Origin of the sequence: Intrasporangium sp. (assembly GCF_035688975.1) — a bacterium.
Classification (GTDB): Bacteria; Actinomycetota; Actinomycetes; order Actinomycetales; family Dermatophilaceae; genus CALMNV01.
Window position 1 is genome coordinate 1 of record NZ_DASSMH010000105.1, and the last position, 21316, is coordinate 21316.

Here is a 21316-nt window from a genome sequence, read left to right on the forward strand (position 1 = left end):
CCCAGGCTGAGCATGAGCAGGATCTCCTCGGTGGCGTACGCGTTCGAGGACAGCGGGTCGCTGCAGAAGACGGGCAGGGCGAGCTTCTTCGGCAGGAGCGTCTCTCCCATCCTGGAGCTGTGCAGGGGGGTGCCGACGAGGAGCCGCTTGGGGAGCGAAATTCGTGGGTTCACCCCGGTAGCGCACCACGGCCGGAGCGGGCCCTCGGCCATCTTGACGCCTCCTTAGCGCGGCGCCCCCCGATCTTGACGCCTTCTTGACGCCGGTGGCCGGACTCGACCTCGACCCGTATGCCGCCCTCCGTCATCCCTCGTGCGCCGGGGTCAGGCGCCATGTGCCGCGACGTGCCAGAGCCGGCCGGTGCCGCGGATGTGCGGCATGGCGTCGCGGATGCTGCGCTCCGCGAGGTCGGGGGCGACGCCGAGGTCGACGGCATACCGGAGGGCGACGGCCGGGGTGCGCTGGGTGCCGGACCGGCAGTGCACGAGCACCCGCTTGCCCTCGGCGCGGAACTGGCGCAGCGCGGACGACGCGTCGTCGAGGACGAAGTCGAGGTGCGGGTTCGAGTCCTCGTCGTCGGCGTCGTTGATCCCGAACTCGATGTGGTCACGGGCCGTCATGCCCGCGGCGGGGATGTCGCGCAGGCCGAGGGCGCAGAGCGAGACGACGGCGTCGACGTCGAGCTCCTCCACTCGGGCGAGGTCGGTGATCGAGCCGAGGACGATGTCGGGGTCGATGGGGTGCGGCTGGGCGCGTGAGGGGATGGCGGGGTCGGTCATCGTCGCAACCGAGGGCCACTGACCAGGACGGCGCCCACCGGCATACGTCGACACCGCCAGCTCGACGATGTCGTGGGCCCGCATGCCGGGCCACCCGTGCACGAGCCGCCGCCACTGGGTGGGGACCGCGGAGGCGCCGTAGCGCGCGCCGAGGAGCGCGCCCGCCACCGCCGCCACGGTGTCGGTGTCCCAGCCGGCGCGCACAGCCGCCTGCAGACCGCGCTGGAGGTGCATGGCCGACCCGTCGCCGCGGTCGGTCGAGGTGATCGCGGCCCACGCGGCCTGCAGCGCGGTGACGGTGAAGCCGTTGTTGTCGAACCGGCGGGGCTCGGCGCCGGTCGCCTCGTCGATCCAGCGCAGCCAGCGGCCGCGGTTGCCCTCGTCGACGAGGTCGAGCCCGCCGAGCAGGTCGAGGCGTCCCTCGGTGACGGCGACGCGGACGGCCTCCGACCACAGGACCGACGAGTCCGCGGCGAGCGGGTCGGCGTGCGTGAGCCGGGCAACGGCCCGGGCGGCCCGAGCCGTCGCCTCCCGGTCGTCGACCGCGCAGACCCCGACGATGGAGGTCCGCATGAGGGCCCCGTTGCCCGCCGTGAGCCCGGTCTCGGCGTGCAACGCCTCGCTCGCCGCGGTGAGCCGCGCGTGCGCCCGGCCGGTCAGGCCCGCCGCGCGCTGCAGGATGGTGCGCGTCTGGGTGCCGACGTCGGTCGCGCCGCCGTGCAGCCACGCCTCGAAGGCCTCCGCGACCCGGTCGAGCGCGTCGGCGCCCGTGAGGTCCACGCCTTCGGCGGCGACCCGGGCCACGCACAGCGTCATCTGCGTGTCGTCGCTCCACTCTCCCGGGTCGTAAGGCCCCAGGCCGCCGCCCTTCATGACGGCCTCGCCCACGGGTGGCGTGCCCATCTCGTAGGGCACGCCGAGTGCGTCGCCGCAGGCCTGGCCGAGCAGGACACCCGCGGCGCGGTCGACGGGCACGGGGCGAAAGGGCACGGGGCTCCTCTGACGGGACGAACGGGACGCTTTCGCACCATACGACGCGGCGTGCGGGCCTGCTCGCCCGCCTCCCGCGCGTCCGGGTCGGCGGCGCCGGTGGGCCGATGGCCCACCAAGTAGGCTTCGCCGCGTGCTCCAACCCCTGACCGTGCTCCTCCTCGTGGGCTGCGCCGTGCTCGGTGTCCTCGCCGCCACCCACCTCATGCGCCGCCGGCTCGTCGACGACCCGATCCTGTTCACCGGGCTCGCCCTCGAGGTGGGCCTCCTCGTCCAGCTCGTCGTGGGGCTCGGCAAGGCGGGGGCCATCGACGACGGCGCGGAGCGGGCCACCTTCGTCGCCTACCTCTTCACGGTGCTCGTCGTCGCTCCGGTCGCGGTCTTCGTCGCGATCAAGGAGAAGACCCAGTGGTCGATGGCCGTCGTCCTCGGCGGTGCCGTCGTCGTCGCCATCCTCGTCGCGCGGCTGCAGCAGGTGTGGTCGCTCCATGCGTGACGACCGGACCGGGTCCGCACCGGCGCCGGACCGGGCGGGTCTCGGCACGGGCCGCGGCCCGGGGCGACTGCTCGTCGCCGTCTACGGCCTGCTCGCCCTCGCCGCGACGGGCCGCTCGGTCCTGCAGATCGTCGAGTACTTCGACCGCGCGCCCGTCTCCTACGTCCTGTCGGCCCTCGCCGCGCTCATCTACGTCGTCGCGACGGTGGGCCTCGCCCGGGGCGACCGGGCGTCGGTGCGGGTGGCCGCAGTCGCGGTGACCGTCGAGCTCGTCGGGGTGCTCGTCGTCGGGATCGTGTCGTATGCCGTGCCCGCGGCCTTCCCCGACAAGACGGTGTGGTCGCACTTCGGGTCCGGCTACGGCTATGTGCCGCTCGTGCTGCCGGTCCTCGGCCTGCTGTGGATCCGGTCGCGCCGCGGCGCGACCGGTGGACTGAGCGGCCGCCGCTAGGGTGGCCGCCATGGATCAGCCGACCGACCAGCCGACCGACCAGCAGCGCGGGGCTCGGATGCCGAGCGGACCACTCACCGTCCGACCGGTCTCCGAGGAGCAGCTCGAGCAGACCCTCCTCGCCGTCGGCGGCAGCTTCCTCCAGACGCCGGCGTGGGCGCGGACCAAGCCGGACTGGCGGCATACCTTCCTCGGCTGGTTCACCGCCGGCGGCGAGCTCGCCGGCGCCGGACTCGTCCTCTCCCGCAACCTGCCCCGGCTGCGGCGGTCCTTCGCCTACCTGCCCGAGGGGCCGGCCCTGCCGTGGGCGGCGGTGGCCGCGGACCCCGCGGCGTGGCTCGACCCGCTCGTCGCCTGGGCCAAGGGCGACGGCGCGTTCGCGCTCCGGCTCGGCTTCCCGGTCGTGTCGCGGCGGTGGGAGCCCGACGTGGTCAAGAAGCAGATCTCCTCCGGCGGCCTGATGTCCTTCACCTCCCTGCCGCCCACCGTCGAGGACCCCGACGCGCGGACGCTCGAGCGCTGGCTCGACGCGCAGGCCTGGCGGCCGATCGGGTGGGGCAACTCGGCGGCCGTCGGGCAGCCGCGCTACGTCTGCGTCGTCCCGCTCGCCGGTCGCGAGGCGGGCGACGTCCTCAGGGGCATGAACCAGCAGTGGCGGCGCAACATCAAGAAGGCCGAGAAGTCCGGTGTCGAGGTGCGGCGGGTCGGCGTCGAGGGCGTGCAGACCTTCCACGACCTCTACGCCGAGACGGCGGTCCGCGACCGCTTCGTGCCCCGCGCGCGGTCCTACTTCGAGCAGATGGTGCGGTCCTTCTCGGCCAGCGGCACGGAGCGGATCACGGGGGCGATCTACGAGGCGCACGTCGACGGCGACGTCCTGGCGTCGGCGCTCATGGTGCGGGTCGGCGACATGTTCTCCTACCTCTACGGCGGCTCCACGAGCCGCAACCGCGAGGCCCGAGCCTCCAACGCGCTGCAGTGGCAGGCGATCCAGGACGCGCTCGCGGCCGGGTGCACGGCATACGACCTCCGTGGCTTCAACACCTCCCTCGGCGCGACCTCGCCCCTGACCGGCCTGCTGCAGTTCAAGCTCGGGGCGGGCGCGGACGTCGTCGAGCACGTGGGGGAGCGCGAGGTCGTGCTGAGCAGCTTCTGGCACCGGGCCTTCGAGACGGCGATGGCCGCGCGGGTCGCGATCAACAACCGGCGCTCGGGCGCCACGGCTCCCGCCGAGGCCGACGTCTAGGGCGCTGGGCACGCGCAGGCCCCAAGTACCCTGTCCTTCATGGCCGAGCAGCCCGCCACCGCCTCCCGGCGTCGGAGCGGCTCCCGAGGCCGACGTCGTATGCCGCCCACCCCCGAGCAGCGCGCGGCGCGCCGGAGCGCCCGGGCGTTGCTCGTGCCGCCGATCTCCTACCCGGAGCTGCCGGTCGTCGAGCGCAAGGACGACATCGCGGCCGCGATCCGCGACCACCAGGTCGTCGTCATCGCCGGCGAGACCGGGTCGGGCAAGACCACCCAGATCCCCAAGATCTGCCTGGAGCTCGGCCGCGGCCTGGACGGCCTCATCGGGCACACGCAGCCGCGCCGGATCGCCGCCCGGTCGGTCGCCGAGCGGCTCGCGGACGAGCTCGGCGTTGAGCTCGGCACGGCGGTCGGCTACCAGGTGCGCTTCACCGACGAGTCGAGCCGGGACACGCTCGTCAAGGTCATGACCGACGGCATCCTCCTCGCGGAGCTGCAGCGCGACCGCGAGCTTCGCCGATACGACACGATCATTCTCGACGAGGCGCACGAGCGCAGCCTCAACATCGACTTCATCCTCGGCTACCTCAAGCAGCTGCTGCCCCGGCGCCCCGACCTCAAGGTCGTCATCACGTCGGCCACGATCGACCCCGAGCGCTTCGCCGAGCACTTCGCCGCGGGCGGCGTGCCGGCGCCCATCATCGAGGTCTCGGGGCGCACCTTCCCGGTCGAGATCCGCTACCGCCCGCTCATCGACCTCGAGGGTGACGAGGAGGACAGGGACCTGGTCACCGGTATCTGCGAGGCCGTCGAGGAGCTGTGGACCGAGCGGTCACCGGGCGGCAGCACCGACCGCGACATCCTCGTCTTCCTCTCTGGCGAGCGGGAGATCCGGGACGCGGCCGACGTGCTAACGGGCCTGCAGCTGCCGGTCACCGAGGTCGTCCCGCTCTACGGGCGGCTGTCCGCGGCCGAGCAGCACCGGGTCTTCGCGCCGCACCCGGGTCGGCGAATCGTCCTGGCCACCAACGTTGCCGAGACGTCGCTCACGGTGCCGGGCATCCGCTACGTCATCGACGCCGGCACCGCCCGCATCTCCCGTTACAGCCAGCGCACGAAGGTCCAGCGGCTGCCGATCGAGCCGATCAGCCAGGCGTCGGCCAACCAACGGTCCGGCCGGTGCGGGCGAGTCTCTGACGGCATCGCGATCAGGCTCTACTCGGAGGAGGACTTCGCGTCGCGACCGGAGTTCACCGATCCCGAGATCCTCCGGACCAACCTCGCGTCGGTCATCCTCCAGATGACCTCGCTCGGCCTGGGCGACGTGGCCCGCTTCCCCTTCGTCGACCCGCCCGACTCGCGGCAGATCACCGACGGCGTCCGCCTGCTCGAGGAGCTGCAGGCCTTCGCCGCCCCCGACGAGGGGAGGGGTGCAGCGGAGCCGGACGGCCGCGGGCGCCGCCGACCGGGACGCCGGCTCACGGCATACGGCCGGACGATCGCCGCCCTGCCCATCGACCCCCGCCACGCGCGCATGGTGGTCGAGGCCGACAAGCGCGGCGTGCTGCGGGAGGTGCTCGTCATCGTCGCCGCCCTGTCCATCCAGGACCCGAGGGAGCGGCCGCAGGACAAGCAGGAGCTCGCCGCCGCGGCGCACAAGCGCTTCGCCGACGAGCGGTCCGACTTCCTGTCGTGGCTCAACCTGTGGTCCTACCTCCAGGAACAGCAGAAAGCCTTGTCCTCCAGCGCTTTTCGCCGGATGTGCAAGGCGGAGTTCCTGCACTACCTGCGCGTCCGCGAGTGGCAGGACCTCCACGCGCAGATCAAGCAGGCGGCCAAGCAGGCGGGCCTCGACGTGCGTCGCGGCCGGGGCGACGGCGAGCTCGACACCGACGCCGTCCACCAGTCCCTCCTTTCCGGCCTCCTGTCGCACGTCGGGGCCCGCGACGAGGCGAAGCGGGAGTATGCCGGCGCACGCGGCGCCCGCTTCGGGATCTCGCCGGGGTCGGCGCTCTTCCGCAAGCAGCCGCAGTTCGTCATGGCGGAGGAGCTCGTCGAGACGACGCGCCTGTGGGCGCGCGTCTGCGCGCGGATCGAGCCGACGTGGGCCGAGGAGCTCGGGGCGCACCTGGTCAAGAAGCAGCACTCGGAGCCACGCTGGTCGGCCCGGCGCGGCTCGGCGGTGGCCACCGAGCGCGTCACGCTCTACGGCGTGCCGCTCGTGGTGGGCCGCGTCGTCGGCCTCGGCGGCATCGACGCGCGCCTGGCCCGGGAGCTCTTCCTCAGGCACGCGCTGGTGGAGGGGGACTGGGCCACCGAGCACCGGTTCTTCCACGACAACGCGGCGCTGCTGGAGCGGGTGGGCGAGCTCGAGGCGCGGACCCGGCGACGCGACCTCGTCGTGGACGACGCCACGCTATATGCCTTCTACGACAGCAGGATTCCCGCGTCCGTGGTGTCTGGTCGCCACTTCGACACGTGGTGGAAAAAGGCGCGCCGGGTGACCCCAGACCTGCTCACCTTCACCGAGGACCTGCTCCTGCGCGACACGGCCGGCGGCGTCGCCGGTGGCGACCACCCGACCAGCTGGAGGCAAGGCGGGAACGTCTTCGAGGTCACCTACCAGTTCGACCCGGGCTCGGCCGCGGACGGCGTCACCGTCCACCTCCCCGTCGACAAGCTCAACCAGGTGACGGCCGACGGCTTCGACTGGCAGGTGCCGGGCTTCCGGGAGGAGCTCGTCACCGCCCTCATCCGCTCCCTGCCCAAGGCGATCCGGCGGCACCTCGTGCCGGCGCCTGACCACGCCCGTGCCGTCCTCCCGGAGCTCGACTCGGCGGCCGGGGCGCTGCTGCCCGCGCTCGCCCGCGCCCTCCAGGCCCGGGGTGGTGTGCCGATCCGGGCCGAGGACTTCGATCTCCAGCGCGTCCCGGACCACCTGCGCATCACCTTCTCGGTCGAGGCCCCGGACGGCAGCGTCATCGCCACGGGCAAGGACCTCGAGGCGGTCCGTGAGGTGGCGGCCCCCCAGCTGCGCCGGCAGGTCCGGGCCGCCAGCTCGTCGGTGGAGCTCACGGGCCTGACGAGCTGGACGCTCGACCGCGTGCCCGAGAGCTTCGAGAGCGAGTCCGGGGTGCAGGGCTATCCGGCCCTCGTGGACACCGGCGATGCCGTGGACCTGCGGGTTCTGCCGACGCGGGCCGAGGCCGAGGCGGAGCACCGCCTCGGCGTGCGGCGCCTGCTCCTCCTCGGCACCTCCCCGCCGTGGAAGCAGGTTCTCGCCCGCCTCGACAACACCCAGAAGCTGGCCCTCGGCCACAACCCGCACGGCAGCGTGCCGGCGCTCCTCGACGACTGCCTCGCCGCAGCGGTCGACGCGATCTGCGCCGAGCACGTCGACCACGCCGTCCGGACCCGGGAGGACTTCGCGCGGGCCCTGGCGGCGGTGCGCTCCCACGTCGCGGCCCGGGTCGTGCGCATCGTGGGGCTGGTGGTGCCGATCCTCGCCCTGCACCTGGACCTGACCAACCGGCTCGCTGCCCTCGAAGCCTCCGCCAACCCCGCCCTGCGACCGGTGCTCGCCGACGTGCGTGCCCAGCTGCGCGAGCTCGTCCGGCCCGGTTTCGTCGCCGACACCGGCGCGGCTCGGCTGCCCGACCTGCACCGCTACCTGCGTGCCGTGGGGGTGCGGCTCGACAAGGCCCCGGCGAACCTCGCCAGGGACGCCCAGGGCCTCGAGCAGGTCGACCTCGTCGAAGGCCGCTACGCCGACCTCCTGCACCGGCTGCGGCCGAGCCAGCGAGCCGCCGCCGACGTGGTCGACATCGGCTGGATGATCGAGGAGCTGCGCGTGTCCCTCTTCGCCCAGACGCTGGGCACGGCATACAGCGTGTCCCCGCAGCGCATCCTCAAGGCGATCGCGATGGTGGCCGCGTGACCCCCCACGTCGAGTGGCCACTTTCGTTCGCACCGGCGGTGCACGGAAGTGGCCACTCGACCCGGGTGGGACACGTGCGGCGGCGTGCGACCCCCGCTTCGTCGAGTGGCCACTTTCGTTCGCACGGACGGTGCACGAAGTGACCACTCGACCCGGGTGGGACACGTGCGGCGGCGTGCGACTCCCGCTTCGTCGAGTGGCCACTTACGTTCGCACGGACGGTGCACGAAAGTGACCACTCGAGCGGGCGGGCCGGACGGAAGTGACCACTCGAGCGGGCGGGCCGTACGGAAGTGGCCACTCGAGCGGGGCGGCCGGGACGGAAGTGGAGGGAATCCGCCGGCCCCGGCGCGCGTTGACTGGGTGAAACGGCCCCCAGGAAAGGCATTCCCGTGCAGGACCCGAACGAGCTCTTCCAGTTCGAGACGGACACCCGGCTGCAGGACGTGCAGGCGTCCGTCCTCGTCGTCGCCCTCGGGGGGTTCATCGACGCAGGCCACACGCAGAAGCTGCTCGCCGAGCACCTCCTCGAGGCCCACGAGTCCACCGTCGTCGCCTCCTTCGACGTCGACCAGCTGCTCGACTACCGCGGGCGCCGGCCGGTCATGGTCTTCGACCGCAACCACTGGGCCTCGTATGCCGACCCGAGCCTCCTGCTGCACCGGGTCGTCGACCGGGAGGGTGTGCCCTTCCTCCTCCTCGCCGGGCCTGAGCCGGACTACCAGTGGGCCCGGATGACGGAGGCCGTGATCCGCCTGATCCGGGCGCTCGGCGTCACCCTCACCGTGACCGTGCACGGCATCCCCATGGCGGTCCCGCACACCCGGCCGCTCGGCGTCACGTGCCACGGCACGAATGCCGACCTCGTGCCGGACAACGACCCGACGTTCGGCAGCGTGCAGGTGCCGGGCAGTTTCGCGTCCCTGCTGGAGTACCGCCTCGGGGAGGTGGGCCTCGACGCGCTCGGCTTCGCCGTCCACGTGCCGCACTACCTGGGCCAGACCGAGTTCGCCGACGCCGCGGTGCTGGGGCTGGAGCGGTTGCGCAACGCTACGGGCCTCGACCTCGACGCCACCTCCCTCGCTGTTGCCGCTGGTCGCGGCCGCGCCGAGATCACTCGTCAGATGGAGGAGTCCGAGGAGGTCGCCGCGGTGGTCCACGCGCTCGAGCGGCAGTACGACACGTATCTCGAGGGTCTGCGAAAGCGCAGCCTGCTCGCGACGGATCTCAGCGACCTGCCGACCGCGGACGAGATCGGCGCCGAGTTCGAGGCCTTCCTCAAGGACGTCACCGACGACGGGCCGGGGGACGCCGGCGGCGCGACCGGGCGCGGCGTCTGACCGGGCCCTCACCCCGGCCGCTCATCCCTTGGCCTCGCTCCACCGTCGCACGACGCTCGTGTCGGCGACGAAGCGGACCTGGTCCGTGCCGGCCCACGTCCGGGCCGCGACCGTCAGGGCCTGCTCGACGGCGCGGGCGGCCTCGACGGCACGCGGTTCGGGCACGTGCACGAGCAGCTCGTCGTGCAGGCAGAGGACGATCTGCCCTCCCAGCGGGCGCACTGCCCAGCGGACCGTGGCCGCCCAGGCCTTGAACAGCTCGGCCGCGGAGCCCTGGATGATGGCGTTGCGGGCGTAGCGGCCCCGGGCGGCGTCCGCGGCGCCGGCGCCGGCCGTCGCGGGCTGCACCTCGCCGTCCCCGGGGCCGGACGAGCCGTCGACCCCGGACCCCTCACCGGGCGGGCTCGCACCGCCCAGCGGGATGAGCCGGCCACCGTGCGTGCGCACCGGCGCGCGGGCGATGCCGGCGGCATACGCCCGGTCGAGCAGCCGCATCGCGACGGGGTACGCCCGCTCCAGGTCACGCAGCGCCTCCCCGGCCGCGCCGGAACGCTGGCCGTACATGGCCGCGAGCACGGCGACCTTGGCCCGGGGTCGGTCGATCCCGAGCTTGGCCGCCACGGGGGCGTAGAGGTCGTCGCTCCTGGTCGCCTCGGCGAAGGCCCGGTCGCCGCTGACGACGGCGAGGACCCGCGGCTCCACCTGCCCGAGGTCGGCCTGGACGAGGACGTGCCCCCGCTCTGCACACACTGCCGGCCGCAGCGGCGCCGGGAGGTTGTGCAGCCCGTGCTGCGCGGTCATCCGCCCGGCTCCGCCGTCGCACGACGACCAGGCGCCGCGGAGCCGGTCGTCACTGCCGACGTGCTCGTCGAGCCAGCGGTAGCCGTAGGTGGTGCCGATGCGCTCGTCCTTGCGCCACGTGAGCAGCGCGTCGACGAGGGGATGGGTGTGGCGGTAGGGCTCCAGCACCCACGCCCGGGTGTTGGGCACGCTCACCCCGACCGAGGCGAGCAGGTCCCGCACCGCGCCGGGGTTGCGCAGGTCGGTCCCCTCGCGACCGGGCGCGTGCCGCAGGACCGCCCGGTCCCGCTCGGCGCGGATCCGGTCGGCGTCGGCCTCGTCACGTGGGCGCGGTCCAGCGGCGGCACCGATGAGGTCCTCGGCCGCGAGCCGGTCGAGCGGCAGCCCGTCCCGCTCGAGCTCGAGGCTCAGGACCGCCGCGGCCGACTCCGACCAGGCGGTCCGCAACACCCGGTCGGCGCCGGCCCCGCCGTGCGCGGCGCCCACCCCGCCGTGCGCGGCGCCCGCCCCGTCGTGCGCGGCGCCCGCCCCGCCCTGGCCGGCGAGCGCGGCGGCCTGAGCGGCCTGAGCGGCCTGACAGCGCAGGGCGAGCTGCGCGAGCAGCCGCAGCCGGGCATCGGTCGTGGGCCACGACGTGAGGGCGTCGGCCCGCAGTTGCCCGTCGGCGCGGAAGAGGTCGTCACCCGTGTCCGGGGCGGTGTCGAACAGGTCGGCGTCGAAGCCGACCAGCCGGGGCCGATGAGGCGCGGGCACCGCGTCGAGCGGTAGGCCGTGGCAGGCGGCCCACACGTGACCGGGGGTGGCGTGCCATCCGCCGTGAAGCAGCCGGTGGACCTCCGCGAGGTCCCACGCCCGGTCCACGGGCACCCGTGCCGCGACCACGTCGAGGAGGCCCAGCCGCGACGACCACACCACCCAGCGTGGTTGCTGCGGGCCGGACACGTCGACCACCAGCCTCGGCACCGCCGCGCGATCGCACGCGGCATCCACGCCGGGGCCGACGGCATACGCGCGCTCCGACCCGACGACGAGCGCCACGAGCGGCGCCCCTGCGGCGCTGTCACGCAAGGGAGTTCGCCATGCGCAGCACCGCCTGGCTCAGGACCTCGGGCGAGGTGGCGAGGTTGAGCCGGGCATGGCCGGCTCCGGCCGCGCCGTAGCGCGGGCCCGGTGAGAGCGCCACCCTGCCGCGCTCGAGGAACACCGCCGCGGGGTCGTCCCCGAGGCCGAGGGGGCGGCAGTCGAGCCACGCGAGGTAGGTCGCCTCGGGCAGGCGGTAGCGCACGGCCGGAAGGTGCTCCTGCAGGAGCCGGCCCAGCAGTCGCCGGTTGGCGTCGAGCTCGCGCCGCAGCTGCCCGAGCCAGCCTCGGCCCGCGTCGTAGGCCGCCGTCTGGGCGAGGACGCCGAGGTGGGTGGCGGAGTGGGTGTGCCACACGTGGAGTCGCCGGAGGTCGTCCACTGCGTCGGCCCCGGGCGCGACGATCGCGGCCTTGAGCCCGGCAAGGTTCCACGCCTTGGAGGCCGACGTGACGGTGAGCGCGTCCTCGGAGCCGGGCACGGTGAGGTAGGGCGTGAAGGTCGCCGGCGCATGGACGAGCGGAGCGTGGATCTCGTCGGAGACCACCCGCACCCCGTGTGCGCGCGCAAGCGCGGCGACGCCGGCGAGCTCCCGCGGGGTGGGCACGGTGCCGGTGGGGTTGTGCGGGTTGCAGAGCACGTATGCCGCGCGCCGCCCGCCCGCCGTCGCGCACCGGAAGGCGTCGGCGAGGACGTCGAGGTCGAGGCGGCCGCTTCCCGCGAGCGGCACCTCGACGACGGTGCGATCGATGGCCTCGACGGCCCCGAAGAACGCGTCGTAGCCGGGGGTGCTGAGCAGGACCGGCCCGCCGTCCTCGGTGAGCAGCCGCAGCAGCTCGGCGAGGCCCCCGACGACGTCGCGGACCACGGCGAGGGCCGCCACGTCGGGCTCCCAGCCCCACTCGTCCCGGGCGAACCGGGCGAAGGCGGCGGCATACGGCCCAGGCCATGCGTAGCCGGTGTCGCCCCGGCGCACGGCACCCGTCACGGCGTCGACCACCGCAGGGCACGGGGCGGCGTCCATCTCCGCCACCCACACCGGCAGGACATCGGCCGGGTAGAGACGCCACTTCAGGCTCGTGTGACACCGCCGGAGGTCCTCGGCGCTCCCGGCGAGGAGGGGGTGGTCGGCCATGCCCAGACTCTAGGAGACGGGGACGACAGGGGTGCGAGGCGCGATTCCCACGCCCGTGGCACTAGCGTTCTCGGTGGCGGCCCGACCGGGTTGTCAGCGACCGTCCCGCGGGGTGTCGGTCGGCACGGCGGGAGCGAGAGGAAGCGGCAGTGGGAGTCTTGAGCTCAGTACTCGGATGGGGCAGGGACGAGACCGTGGCGGCCTCGGACCGGACGGCCGGGCAGCTGCGGACCGGCACCCCTGGGGCGCTCGAGCGGGCCCGGACCGCCACCCCGGCGAACGGCCTCTCGGGCGCCGCGACCCGGCTGGTGCAGCGCCTCCTCGACGTCGGCGTCGACGGAAAGGGCCCCTTCCAGTCCGCCGCGCAGGTGGCGCAGGCCGCCCTCGTGCAGGCCCACGGGGACGTCGAGCAGGCCATCCGCGTCCTGCGCCGTGACCACCGTCAGCTGGCGGCCGTGGGCGGGTTCGCGACCGGCCTCGGCGGGTTCTTCACCATGCCGGTGTCCCTTCCGGCCAACATCCTCGAGTTCTACCTCCTCGGCACCCGCCTGACCGCGGCCATCGCCCGGTTGCGTGGCCACGACATCGACGCGCCGCAGGTGCGCACCGCGATCCTGCTCACGCTCGTCGGCGCCGACAGCGACGACGTGCTGATGAAGGCCGGCCTCCGGGCGGCCCCCGGGGGGCGGGTCGCGGCCCTGGCGACCGATCGGCTGCCCGCCCCCGCGCTCATGGTGCTCAACAAGGCGGTGGGCTTCCGGCTCCTCGGCCGGATCGGTCAGGGGACGTTCGCGAGACTCGGCCGAGCCGTTCCCGTCGTCGGCGGCATCGTGGGCGGCGGCCTCGACGCGTACCTCCTCGGCCGCATCGCCAAGCAGGCCGAGCAGGAGTTCCCGGCCGTCGCGGCGAGCCCGGCCCCAGGACGACAGTGACGGCGCCGGCCCGCGGTGGAACCCGCCCCGCAGGAGCGACGTTGGGTCGGGCATGAACCGCCTCAAGCTGCTCGCCACGGCGGGTGCCGTGCTGCGCACGGCGGCGCGACCGGGGGCGCCCGGGCTGTCCGAGCGCGTCGAGGCGGTGCCGCGGCTCGTGCGTGCCACCCTGGACGGCTCGTATGCCGGCTGCACCCTCGGCCGGCTCGGCCTGCTCGCCGCCGCGGCGGCCTACGTCGCCTCGCCCCTCGACCTCCTGCCGGAGGCGGTGCTGCCCATCGTCGGTGCCGCCGACGACGCGGTCGTCGCCTCGTGGGCCATCAAGACCTTCCTCGAGGAGACGGACCGGTTCCTCGCGTGGGAGCGCGGCCAGGGTCGACGACCGCGTCGGACCGTGCTGCGCGGCACCGTCGTCGACGCGTCGTCTGCCATGGACCGGTCCGGCCGGCCCGACGACGACACGCCGGCGCGGCCGGGCCCGGGCCTGCGCGAGGCGGCCACGACGTACGTCCTCGAGTCGGTCCGCAGGCGGCTGGAGCGCTGAGGCGGTCGGGTCGGCCGCGCGGCCGGGCCGGTGAGGGGTCGGCGCTGCCGGATCCCGGCTCGCGTCGTCGTCCACAGCGCGAAGGGCCGCCCTAACGTTGTCCACCGCCTCGGAAGCCAGCCTGTCGGCCGGCCGCCGAGGCACCGAGGCTGGGCCCATGGAGAAGATCTCGATCGCCGGGCCCGCAGAGCTGCTGGCCGTGCTGCCCTACCACCTCGGCTTCCAGCCGCGGCGAAGCGTGCTCGTCGCCTGCTTCACGGGGCGACGGATGGAGCTCGTCGTGCGCCTCGACGTGGTGCCGCCGGGTCGCGCCGCGGCGGCGGCCGCCGAGGTCATCCCACCGGTGCTCGACGCGGCTCCCGACTGGGCCTTCGTCGTCGGCTACGAGGACGTGGTCGGGGAGTGCCGTCCGCTCTCGGAAGCCCTCGCGGCGGCCCTCGGGCTGGAAGGGATCGGTGTCGCAGGCCGCGTGACCGTGCGCGGCGGGCGGTGGTTCTGCCTCACGTGCGACGAGTGCCCGCCCGAGGGCGCTCCTTTGCCCGAGGACGCGGACGTGCCCGGCGTGGCGGGCTACGTCGGGCTGGGCCGGGCCGTGCTGCCCCGGCGGGAGGCCCTCGGTGACCTGGTCGAGCCGCTGTCGGGGAAGGACCCGCGGGCCGCACCGCTCGCGCGCCGGATCGAGGCATGGGTGCTGGCCCTGGCCGCGGCGAGGGCCGCCCCCCTCGAGCCGATGGTCGGGGGTGACATCGACGACTGGGGTGGCGACCTGGACGACGCGGGCGACGGGGCGGACGACGGCTACGAGGAGGACGGCTACCGGGAGGACGACGGCTACGGCGACTGGACGCCGTCCGGCGCGGAGCGGCTCGTGGACGAGGCGCTCGGAACGTGGGGCCTGCTGCTCGACGGGGGGCTCGACGAGGTGCTCGCACCGGCCGGGCTCCGGCGAAGCCCCTCCGGTGAGATCGGGTCGCCCCCGTCCGGCCGGGGCAGCGACGTCGCCGGCACGGCGCTCAGCGTGCTGGCCGGCTCGCTGCGGGACCACCGGCTGCGCGACGCGCTCATCGCCTGGCTCTGCCCCGGGATGCTGTCCCTCGAGCTGCTCGAGCCGGACATCGTGGCCGGCCTGCAGGAGTTCCTCGGGCCACGCCCTCCCGCGGCGGGGTGCTGGGACGGCACGGTGGGGCAGGGCCGCGCGCGGGGTGGGGGAGGAAGTGGGGAGTGGCACGCGGACGCCCTGCCCGACCTCGTCGCCGCCCGGCTCGAGGCGCTGGTGCGGTGCGTCCCGGCCGAGCACGCCACGCCGGTGCTGGCGCTCGTGGCCTCCCACGCGTGGTGGCGTGGTGACGGGGCCCGCGCCGGGGTCGCCCTCGACCGGGCGCTCGAGCTCGAGCCCGAGCACCGGCTCTGCCTGCTTCTGCGCAAGATGGTTGCTCAGGGGATTCGGCTACCGGCTCGATCGGCGTGAGCGCACGGGCCTTCGGGGCGTGGCCGCGTTCCCGGCCCGGGTCATCCGCGACACCGCGGGTTTCCACCAGGGCGGTCCGAGTCGTGGACCAGCCGCTCGATCCCCTCGCCGGTGACCGGTAGGGTGACCCCAGGTCATGAGTGCCAGCGACAAGCCCCGGCTCGCTGGTCGGCAACCCTCCTCCGCGGCGGGGTGCCCCGGGTGAGGACCTGGCCGCACCCGAGAAAGGGTGTGCGCAAGCGCGCGAGCCGAAGGAGCATCCCGATGACCCTCACCGTCGAACCGTGGGGCACCCGGCGGGCCGGAGGTGCCTGGCGGCCGGGTGACCCGCCGGGCTGTCGTTCGTTCCTGGAGATCGGGGACCTCACGCTGGAGCGGGGCAGCGTGCTCCCGGACGTCGTGGTCGCCTACGAGACCTGGGGGACGCTCAACGCGGCGCGCGACAACGTCGTCCTCGTCGAGCACGCCCTGACCGGAGACAGCCACGTCGTGGGCCCGGCCGGCGAGGGCCACCCGTCGCCGGGTTGGTGGGAGGGCCTCATCGGTCCGGGTCGACCACTGGACACGTCGGCGTGGTTCGTCGTGGCCACCAACGTCCTGGGCGGCTGCCAGGGCACCACCGGGCCCGCGAGCGCCGCACCCGACGGCCGTCCCTGGGGCGGCCGGTTCCCGCTCATCACCGTGCGGGACCAGGTGCGGGCCGAGGCGGCGGTGCTCGACCGCCTCGGCATCGAGCGGCTGGCCGCGGTCATCGGGGGCTCCATGGGTGGCATGCGTGCCCTCGAGTGGGCCGTGGGCTTCCCCGAGCGCGTGCAACGCTGCGTCGTGCTCGCGAGCACGGCATACGCGACCGCCGACCAGATCGCGTGGTGCCAGCCGCAGCTGCTCGCCATCCGCCAGGACCCGGACTTCTGCGACGGCGACTACTACGACGCAGGACGCAGCCCGGACGCAGGCCTCGGCCTCGCCCGACGCATTGCGCACATCACGTACCGCACGGAGCGCGAGCTCGACGACCGGTTCGGTCGCAGCCCCCAGGCCGGGGAGGACCCCCTCGCCGGCCCCGGACGAGGGCGGTTCGCCGTGGAGAGCTATCTCGACCACCACGCGGGCAAGCTGGCGCGCCGCTTCGACGCCAACTCCTACCTCGTCCTGACCGAGGCGATGAACTCCCACGACGTCGGGCGGGGCCGCGGCGGACTGGCCGCCGCCCTCGCCACGGTGACGGCGGACTGCACGGTCGTGTCCGTCGACACCGACCGCCTCTACCCGCCCCGCCTCTCGGACGAGCTCGCCGCCCTGCTGCCTCGCGCCGCCCGGGTCGAGATCTCCTCTCCGCACGGCCACGACGGCTTCCTCCTGGAGGAGCAGCAGGTCGGACGGGTCATCCGGGAGGCGCTACGACGCCCGGCCGGCGGGCCGCTCGCCTCGCAGGCCTGACCGCGCCACGCCGCGACCCGGCGCCGCGGGAGGTGCTCCCTCGCACGCCGCCGTTTTCGGGTAGCGTCGCAGGACACGTCTGCACCATCGTCATGGGAGGTCCGAGAAGTGGCCATAGTCGTCGGTTACGTCGCCACCAAGGAAGGTCGCGCGGCGCTCAAGCGCGCCGCCGAGGAGTGCCTCCTGCGAAACACCAAGCTCATCGTCATCAGCTCTCACCGTGGCGGCAAGGACTTCGACGCGGACGAGTCCGCCCGGTTCGAGGCCGAGCTGACGCGGATCCAGGCCATGCTCGAGGAGCGCGGGCTCGAGCATGAAGTGCGCCAGCTGGTCCGGGGCAACGACCCTTCGGAGGACCTCATCGCGGTGGCGGAGGAGGTCAAGGCCGACTTCATCGTCATCGGGCTGCGCCGTCGCAGCCCCGTGGGCAAGCTCATCCTCGGCTCGAACGCGCAGCGGATCCTCCTCGACGCCAGCTGCCCGGTGCTGGCGGTCAAGGCGTCGGACTGAGGGCGACCCGCAGGGCTCGCAGCACGCACCGCCGACCGCCAGCACGGTCCGCCCCGGGACCGCGCCTCGTCGCAGCCCGCGACGGGGCGCGTTCGCGCTCGACGGCCGCGGCGATTTATAATGGTCGAGTTACCGGATCGCAAGAGGGCAACGGCGAAATTTCACGCAGGGATCGAAAGCGACAAGGCCCCCAGTTCCGGCACGAACCCCAATCCCCCAAGCCCGATCGTCATGGTGCCTGCCCGCGTGGCGCACCAGACGGCATCGTGCGATGAAAGGCGACCTGCAGCGTGCCGAAGGCGACAACCCCCGGAGTCACCAAGACCCTGCCCAAGGTGTTCCAGCACGACCCGATCCGCGCGCTGCTGGCTAAAGGCAGCGCCACGGGGCACGTAACCGGTGCGGACATCGCCAGCGCGCAGGCCGAGGCAGGCCTCGACCTGCGTCAGATGAAGCCAGTGCTCACCACGCTCGAGGCCCACGACATCGAGATCGTCGTCGAGGCGCCGCAGGCCGACCGGGCGGATGCCGGAACCAAGCGAGCGACCAAGGGAGGCAGTGTGGCCACCAGGCCGAAGACGAGCGCGGCCGCCAGGCAGACCGCGGCCAAGGCCGGGTCCAGGACGGCGGCGTCAGCGACCACCACGACGGACGCCGCGACCACCAGCGCGGTGGAGGCGTCCACCAAGGCGGCGGCCACGACAACGGCCAAGGGCACCGCCGCCAAGGCGCCGGCGAAGGCCCCGGCCAAGGCCCCGGCCAAGGCCCCGGCAAAGGCCGCCGCGTCGAAGCCCAAGGCGCCCGTCAAGAAGGCGGCGACCACGGCCGGTGTGGCCGCCGCAGCCGCCCCCCAGCCGCGCACACCGGCGTCCCGGAAGACGGCCGGGCCGGCCGCGCCGGGGGCCCCGGGCGCGGACGAGGTGGCGGGCGACGCCGCCGCCGACCTCGACATCGAGCCCGTCGACGCGGACGCGACCGACCTCGAGGAGGTCGAGATCGACGACGCCGAGGTCGTGGTCGACCCCGACGTCCCGGAGGGCGACGAGGAGGTCGACGCCCTCGCGGATGTCGCCACGCCCACCGAGCCCGAGGTCGCGTCCGAGGAGGCGGAGGAGACCGGCTTCGTCATCCGAGACGACGACGAGGACGACGCCCCGGCCCAGCAGGTGGTCACCGCCGGCGCGACCGCGGACCCGGTCAAGGACTACCTCAAGCAGATCGGCAAGGTCGCCCTCCTCAACGCCGAGCAGGAGGTGGAGCTGGCCAAGCGGATCGAGGCGGGGCTCTTCGCCGAGGAGAAGATCAACGCCGGCGACAAGATCGACATGAAGCTCAAGCGCGAGCTGTGGTGGATCGCCCAGGACGGCAAGAAGGCCAAGAACCACCTGCTCGAGGCCAACCTGCGACTCGTCGTCTCGCTCGCCAAGCGCTACACCGGTCGCGGCATGCTCTTCCTCGACCTCATCCAGGAGGGCAACCTCGGCCTCATCCGCGCGGTCGAGAAGTTCGACTACACCAAGGGCTACAAGTTCTCGACCTACGCGACGTGGTGGATCCGCCAGGCCATCACTCGCGCGATGGCCGACCAGGCGCGCACCATCCGCATCCCGGTCCACATGGTCGAGGTCATCAACAAGCTCGCCCGCGTGCAGCGGCAGATGCTGCAGGACCTCGGCCGGGAGCCCACCCCGGAGGAGCTCGCCAAGGAGCTCGACATGACCCCCGAGAAGGTCGTCGAGGTCCAGAAGTACGGCCGCGAGCCGATCTCCCTGCACACCCCGCTCGGTGAGGACGGCGACAGCGAGTTCGGCGACCTCATCGAGGACTCCGAGGCCGTCGTCCCGGCCGACGCGGTGAGCTTCACGCTCCTGCAGGAGCAGCTGCACTCGGTGCTCGACACCCTCTCGGAGCGGGAGGCCGGCGTCGTGTCGATGCGCTTCGGTCTGACCGACGGGCAGCCGAAGACCCTCGACGAGATCGGCAAGGTCTACGGCGTGACCCGGGAGCGGATCCGCCAGATCGAGTCCAAGACGATGAGCAAGCTGCGGCACCCGTCGCGCTCGCAGGTGCTGCGCGACTATCTCGACTGAGGCTTCGAGCCTGATCGTCGTGCTTGGGCGGGCCGCACGCGCCGTGCGGCCCGGCCCGGTGTGTCCGGCGCAGCAGATGGTCGTCACGGTGGAGCCGGCGACCACCTGCGATGTGGTGAGCCCGCTGCTCCCGGCATACGGCGTCACCTCAGAGAGCGCGACGTCTGCCTCGAAGTGCTCTCCGGCCGGTCGACGACGGAGCTCGCCGACCGCCGGGGAGCTCACCGCACGCCGCACCATCACCTGAAGGGGGTCCGTGTATGCCGAGCGGCGGGGGAGGAGCATCGTCCGGGCAGGAGTGAGCTGCCGAGACCAGCTCGGGCTCACCGACGGTGGGCAGGAACCGGGTGGCAACCACATCTTGCGGCTCGGTGGCGGAGCCACCATCGGGCTGATGCCCGCCGAGGAGGGCGCCCAGACGCAGCACTCGGTCGTCTCCTTCGAGGTGCACGACATCGCCGGTGAGATCCGCGACCTCGAGGGGCGGGGAGCAGGCGGCGTGGTTCAGCGACACCGAGGGCAGCATCCTCTGCCTCCACGAGCACACATCCGGGTGACCGGAAGGGATCGCACCTCACGCCACGACGGGTCCGCGGTTGCCGCCCTGGGGGACGGGGTAGTGCGTCGCCGTGGACTTCACTGCGCAGACCGCAATCGTCACCGGGGCTGACTCCGGCATCGGGCGTGCCACCGCGGTGGCGCTCGCGGCCGACGGTCTGGACGTGGGCATCACCTGGCACACCGACGAGGAGGGCGCCGAGGCGACGGCCTCGGAGGTGCGCGAGCACGGGCGCAAGGCCTTCGTCGCCCGACTCGACACGACGGACGTGCCGGGGTGCGGCGACGTCGTCGACGAGCTCGCCGGTCGGCTCGGGGGACTCGACGTCTTCGTCAACAACGCCGGCACCGGCGACAACGCGCCCTTCCTCGACCTGACGCTCGACCAGTGGCGACACACCGTGGCCACGGATCTCGAGGGCGCCTTCGTGTGCCTGCAGCGGGCCGCGCGACACATGGTCCAGGCCGGGCGGGGTGGTCGCCTCATCGCGGTGACCAGCGTCCACGAGCACCAGCCCCGCGTCGGGTCGAGCGCCTACGACGCGGCGAAGCACGGCCTCGGCGGGTTGGTCAAGACGATCGCGCTCGAGCTCGGGTCGCACGGGATCACCGTGAATGCCGTGGCCCCGGGCGAGATCGCCACGCCGATGACCGGCCAGACCGACGAGGACCCGCACGAGAAGCACCGCCCGGGGGTGCCGCTGGGCCGTCCAGGAGACGCCCGGGAGATCGCGTCCGTCATCGCGTTCCTCGCCTCGCCCGCTGCGAGCTACGTGACCGGCGCGTCGTGGGTGGTCGACGGCGGCATGCTGCAGATGGGGCCCCAGGCCGGCTCACACCTCGAGAGCGACGCGTGGCGCGAGGGCTGAGGAGCCGGCCGCTCGGCCCCCGGGCTCGGTCCCGTCGATGCGCCTGCTCCTGATCTCCGACACACACGTGCCGCAGCGCGCCAGGGCACTTCCCGACCAGGTCTGGCGCGAGGTGGGGCAGGCGGATGTCGTCGTGCATGCCGGCGACTGGGTGGCGCCCCAGCTGCTGGACGAGCTCGAGGCGCGAGCCGCTCGAGTCCTCGGCGTGTGGGGCAACAACGACGGCCCCGAGCTGCGCCAACGGCTGCCCGAGGTGGCCTGTGACGTCCTGGGCGGCGTTCGCCTCGGAGTCGTCCACGAGACCGGACCGAGCACGGGCCGCGAGGCGCGGATGCGCGCTCGCTGGCCGGACCTCGACGTGCTCGTCTTCGGTCACTCGCACATCCCGTGGGACACCGAGGCGGAGGGGCTGCGCCTGCTCAACCCGGGCTCGCCCACGGACCGCCGGCGCCAGCCCCACTGCACCTACATGACCGCCACGGTACTGGGCGGTGCCCTGGCCGACCTCCAGCTCCACCGGCTGCCCCGGGACGGGTAGCGCGCGCAAGTGGCCACTCGACAAGGGGGTGGCGGGCAGAAGTGGCCACTCGACAAGGGGGTGGCGGGCAGAAGTGGCCACTCGCCAAGGGGGTGGCGGGCGCAAGTGGCCACTCG

16 protein-coding genes and 1 riboswitch are annotated in these 21316 nt (G+C 73.7%); of the genes, 13 read left to right on the forward strand and 3 right to left on the reverse strand.

The features are described from left to right. Positions 1–323 precede the first annotated feature (323 nt). Positions 324–1769: an ADP-ribosylglycohydrolase family protein gene (locus VFJ94_RS11040; RefSeq protein ID WP_325004258.1), complete on the reverse strand. Its 1446-nt coding sequence runs from the start codon at positions 1767–1769 to the stop codon at positions 324–326. Between the two features lie 133 nt (positions 1770–1902). Between VFJ94_RS11040 and VFJ94_RS11045 the strand changes: the two genes are divergently transcribed. From VFJ94_RS11045 to VFJ94_RS11065, 5 genes are all read left to right on the forward strand, one after another. Further along, on the forward strand, positions 1903–2265 hold the full coding sequence (locus tag VFJ94_RS11045; protein WP_325004259.1) for a hypothetical protein: 363 nt from the start codon (positions 1903–1905) through the stop codon (positions 2263–2265). Then, positions 2258–2716 carry a hypothetical protein gene (locus VFJ94_RS11050; protein ID WP_325004260.1) on the forward strand — a complete coding sequence of 153 codons (459 nt, stop codon included), beginning with the start codon at positions 2258–2260 and terminating at the stop codon, positions 2714–2716. The genes VFJ94_RS11045 and VFJ94_RS11050 overlap by 8 nt, the downstream gene beginning before the upstream one ends. A gap of 10 nt (positions 2717–2726) precedes the next feature. Then, on the forward strand, positions 2727–3962 hold the full coding sequence (locus tag VFJ94_RS11055) for a lipid II:glycine glycyltransferase FemX (protein ID WP_325004261.1): 1236 nt from the start codon (positions 2727–2729) through the stop codon (positions 3960–3962). 39 nt (positions 3963–4001) lie between these two features. Next, positions 4002–7898, forward strand: coding sequence for an ATP-dependent RNA helicase HrpA (gene hrpA / locus VFJ94_RS11060; RefSeq protein ID WP_325004262.1), 3897 nt, complete (start codon positions 4002–4004; stop codon positions 7896–7898). 392 nt (positions 7899–8290) lie between these two features. Then, entirely contained in the window at positions 8291–9238 is a 948-nt protein-coding gene (locus VFJ94_RS11065; RefSeq protein WP_325004263.1) for a PAC2 family protein, read from the forward strand. Positions 9239–9259: 21 nt separating this feature from the next. Here the strand turns inward: VFJ94_RS11065 and VFJ94_RS11070 are convergent, their stop codons facing one another. Together VFJ94_RS11070 and VFJ94_RS11075 are read right to left on the reverse strand one after the other, a co-directional pair. Beyond that, positions 9260–11107, reverse strand: coding sequence for a DNA polymerase (locus VFJ94_RS11070; RefSeq protein WP_325004264.1), 1848 nt, complete (start codon positions 11105–11107; stop codon positions 9260–9262). Then, positions 11100–12251, reverse strand: coding sequence for a MalY/PatB family protein (locus VFJ94_RS11075; protein ID WP_325004265.1), 1152 nt, complete (start codon positions 12249–12251; stop codon positions 11100–11102). Before VFJ94_RS11075 ends, VFJ94_RS11070 begins: the two co-directional genes overlap by 8 nt. Positions 12252–12409: 158 nt before the next feature. Here VFJ94_RS11075 and VFJ94_RS11080 point away from each other — a divergent pair, with 158 nt between their 5' ends. The 8 genes from VFJ94_RS11080 (at position 12410) to VFJ94_RS11115 (ending at position 21200) form a co-directional block, all read left to right on the forward strand. Beyond that, on the forward strand, positions 12410–13183 hold the full coding sequence (locus VFJ94_RS11080) for an EcsC family protein (RefSeq protein WP_325004266.1): 774 nt from the start codon (positions 12410–12412) through the stop codon (positions 13181–13183). A gap of 52 nt (positions 13184–13235) precedes the next feature. Continuing rightward, positions 13236–13727 carry a YkvA family protein gene (locus VFJ94_RS11085; protein WP_325004267.1) on the forward strand — a complete coding sequence of 164 codons (492 nt, stop codon included), beginning with the start codon at positions 13236–13238 and terminating at the stop codon, positions 13725–13727. Positions 13728–13884: 157 nt separating this feature from the next. Next, positions 13885–15195 (forward strand): DUF4192 domain-containing protein, encoded by a 1311-nt coding sequence (locus VFJ94_RS11090; RefSeq protein WP_325004268.1) that lies wholly within the window; start codon positions 13885–13887, stop codon positions 15193–15195. A gap of 132 nt (positions 15196–15327) precedes the next feature. Then, positions 15328–15443, forward strand: a riboswitch (SAM riboswitch). Between the two features lie 16 nt (positions 15444–15459). Further along, positions 15460–16635, forward strand: coding sequence for a homoserine O-acetyltransferase MetX (gene metX / locus VFJ94_RS11095; RefSeq protein ID WP_325004269.1), 1176 nt, complete (start codon positions 15460–15462; stop codon positions 16633–16635). A 108-nt stretch (positions 16636–16743) separates the two neighbouring features. Then, positions 16744–17145: a universal stress protein gene (locus VFJ94_RS11100; protein WP_325004270.1), complete on the forward strand. Its 402-nt coding sequence runs from the start codon at positions 16744–16746 to the stop codon at positions 17143–17145. 335 nt (positions 17146–17480) lie between these two features. After that, entirely contained in the window at positions 17481–19235 is a 1755-nt protein-coding gene (locus tag VFJ94_RS11105) for an RNA polymerase sigma factor (protein ID WP_325004273.1), read from the forward strand. Positions 19236–19864: 629 nt separating this feature from the next. After that, a complete protein-coding gene (locus VFJ94_RS11110) occupies positions 19865–20662 on the forward strand; it encodes an SDR family oxidoreductase (RefSeq protein WP_325004271.1) in 798 nt (265 codons plus the stop codon). 37 nt (positions 20663–20699) lie between these two features. Beyond that, entirely contained in the window at positions 20700–21200 is a 501-nt protein-coding gene (locus VFJ94_RS11115; protein WP_325004272.1) for a metallophosphoesterase, read from the forward strand. The last annotated feature ends 116 nt before the right edge of the window (positions 21201–21316 follow it).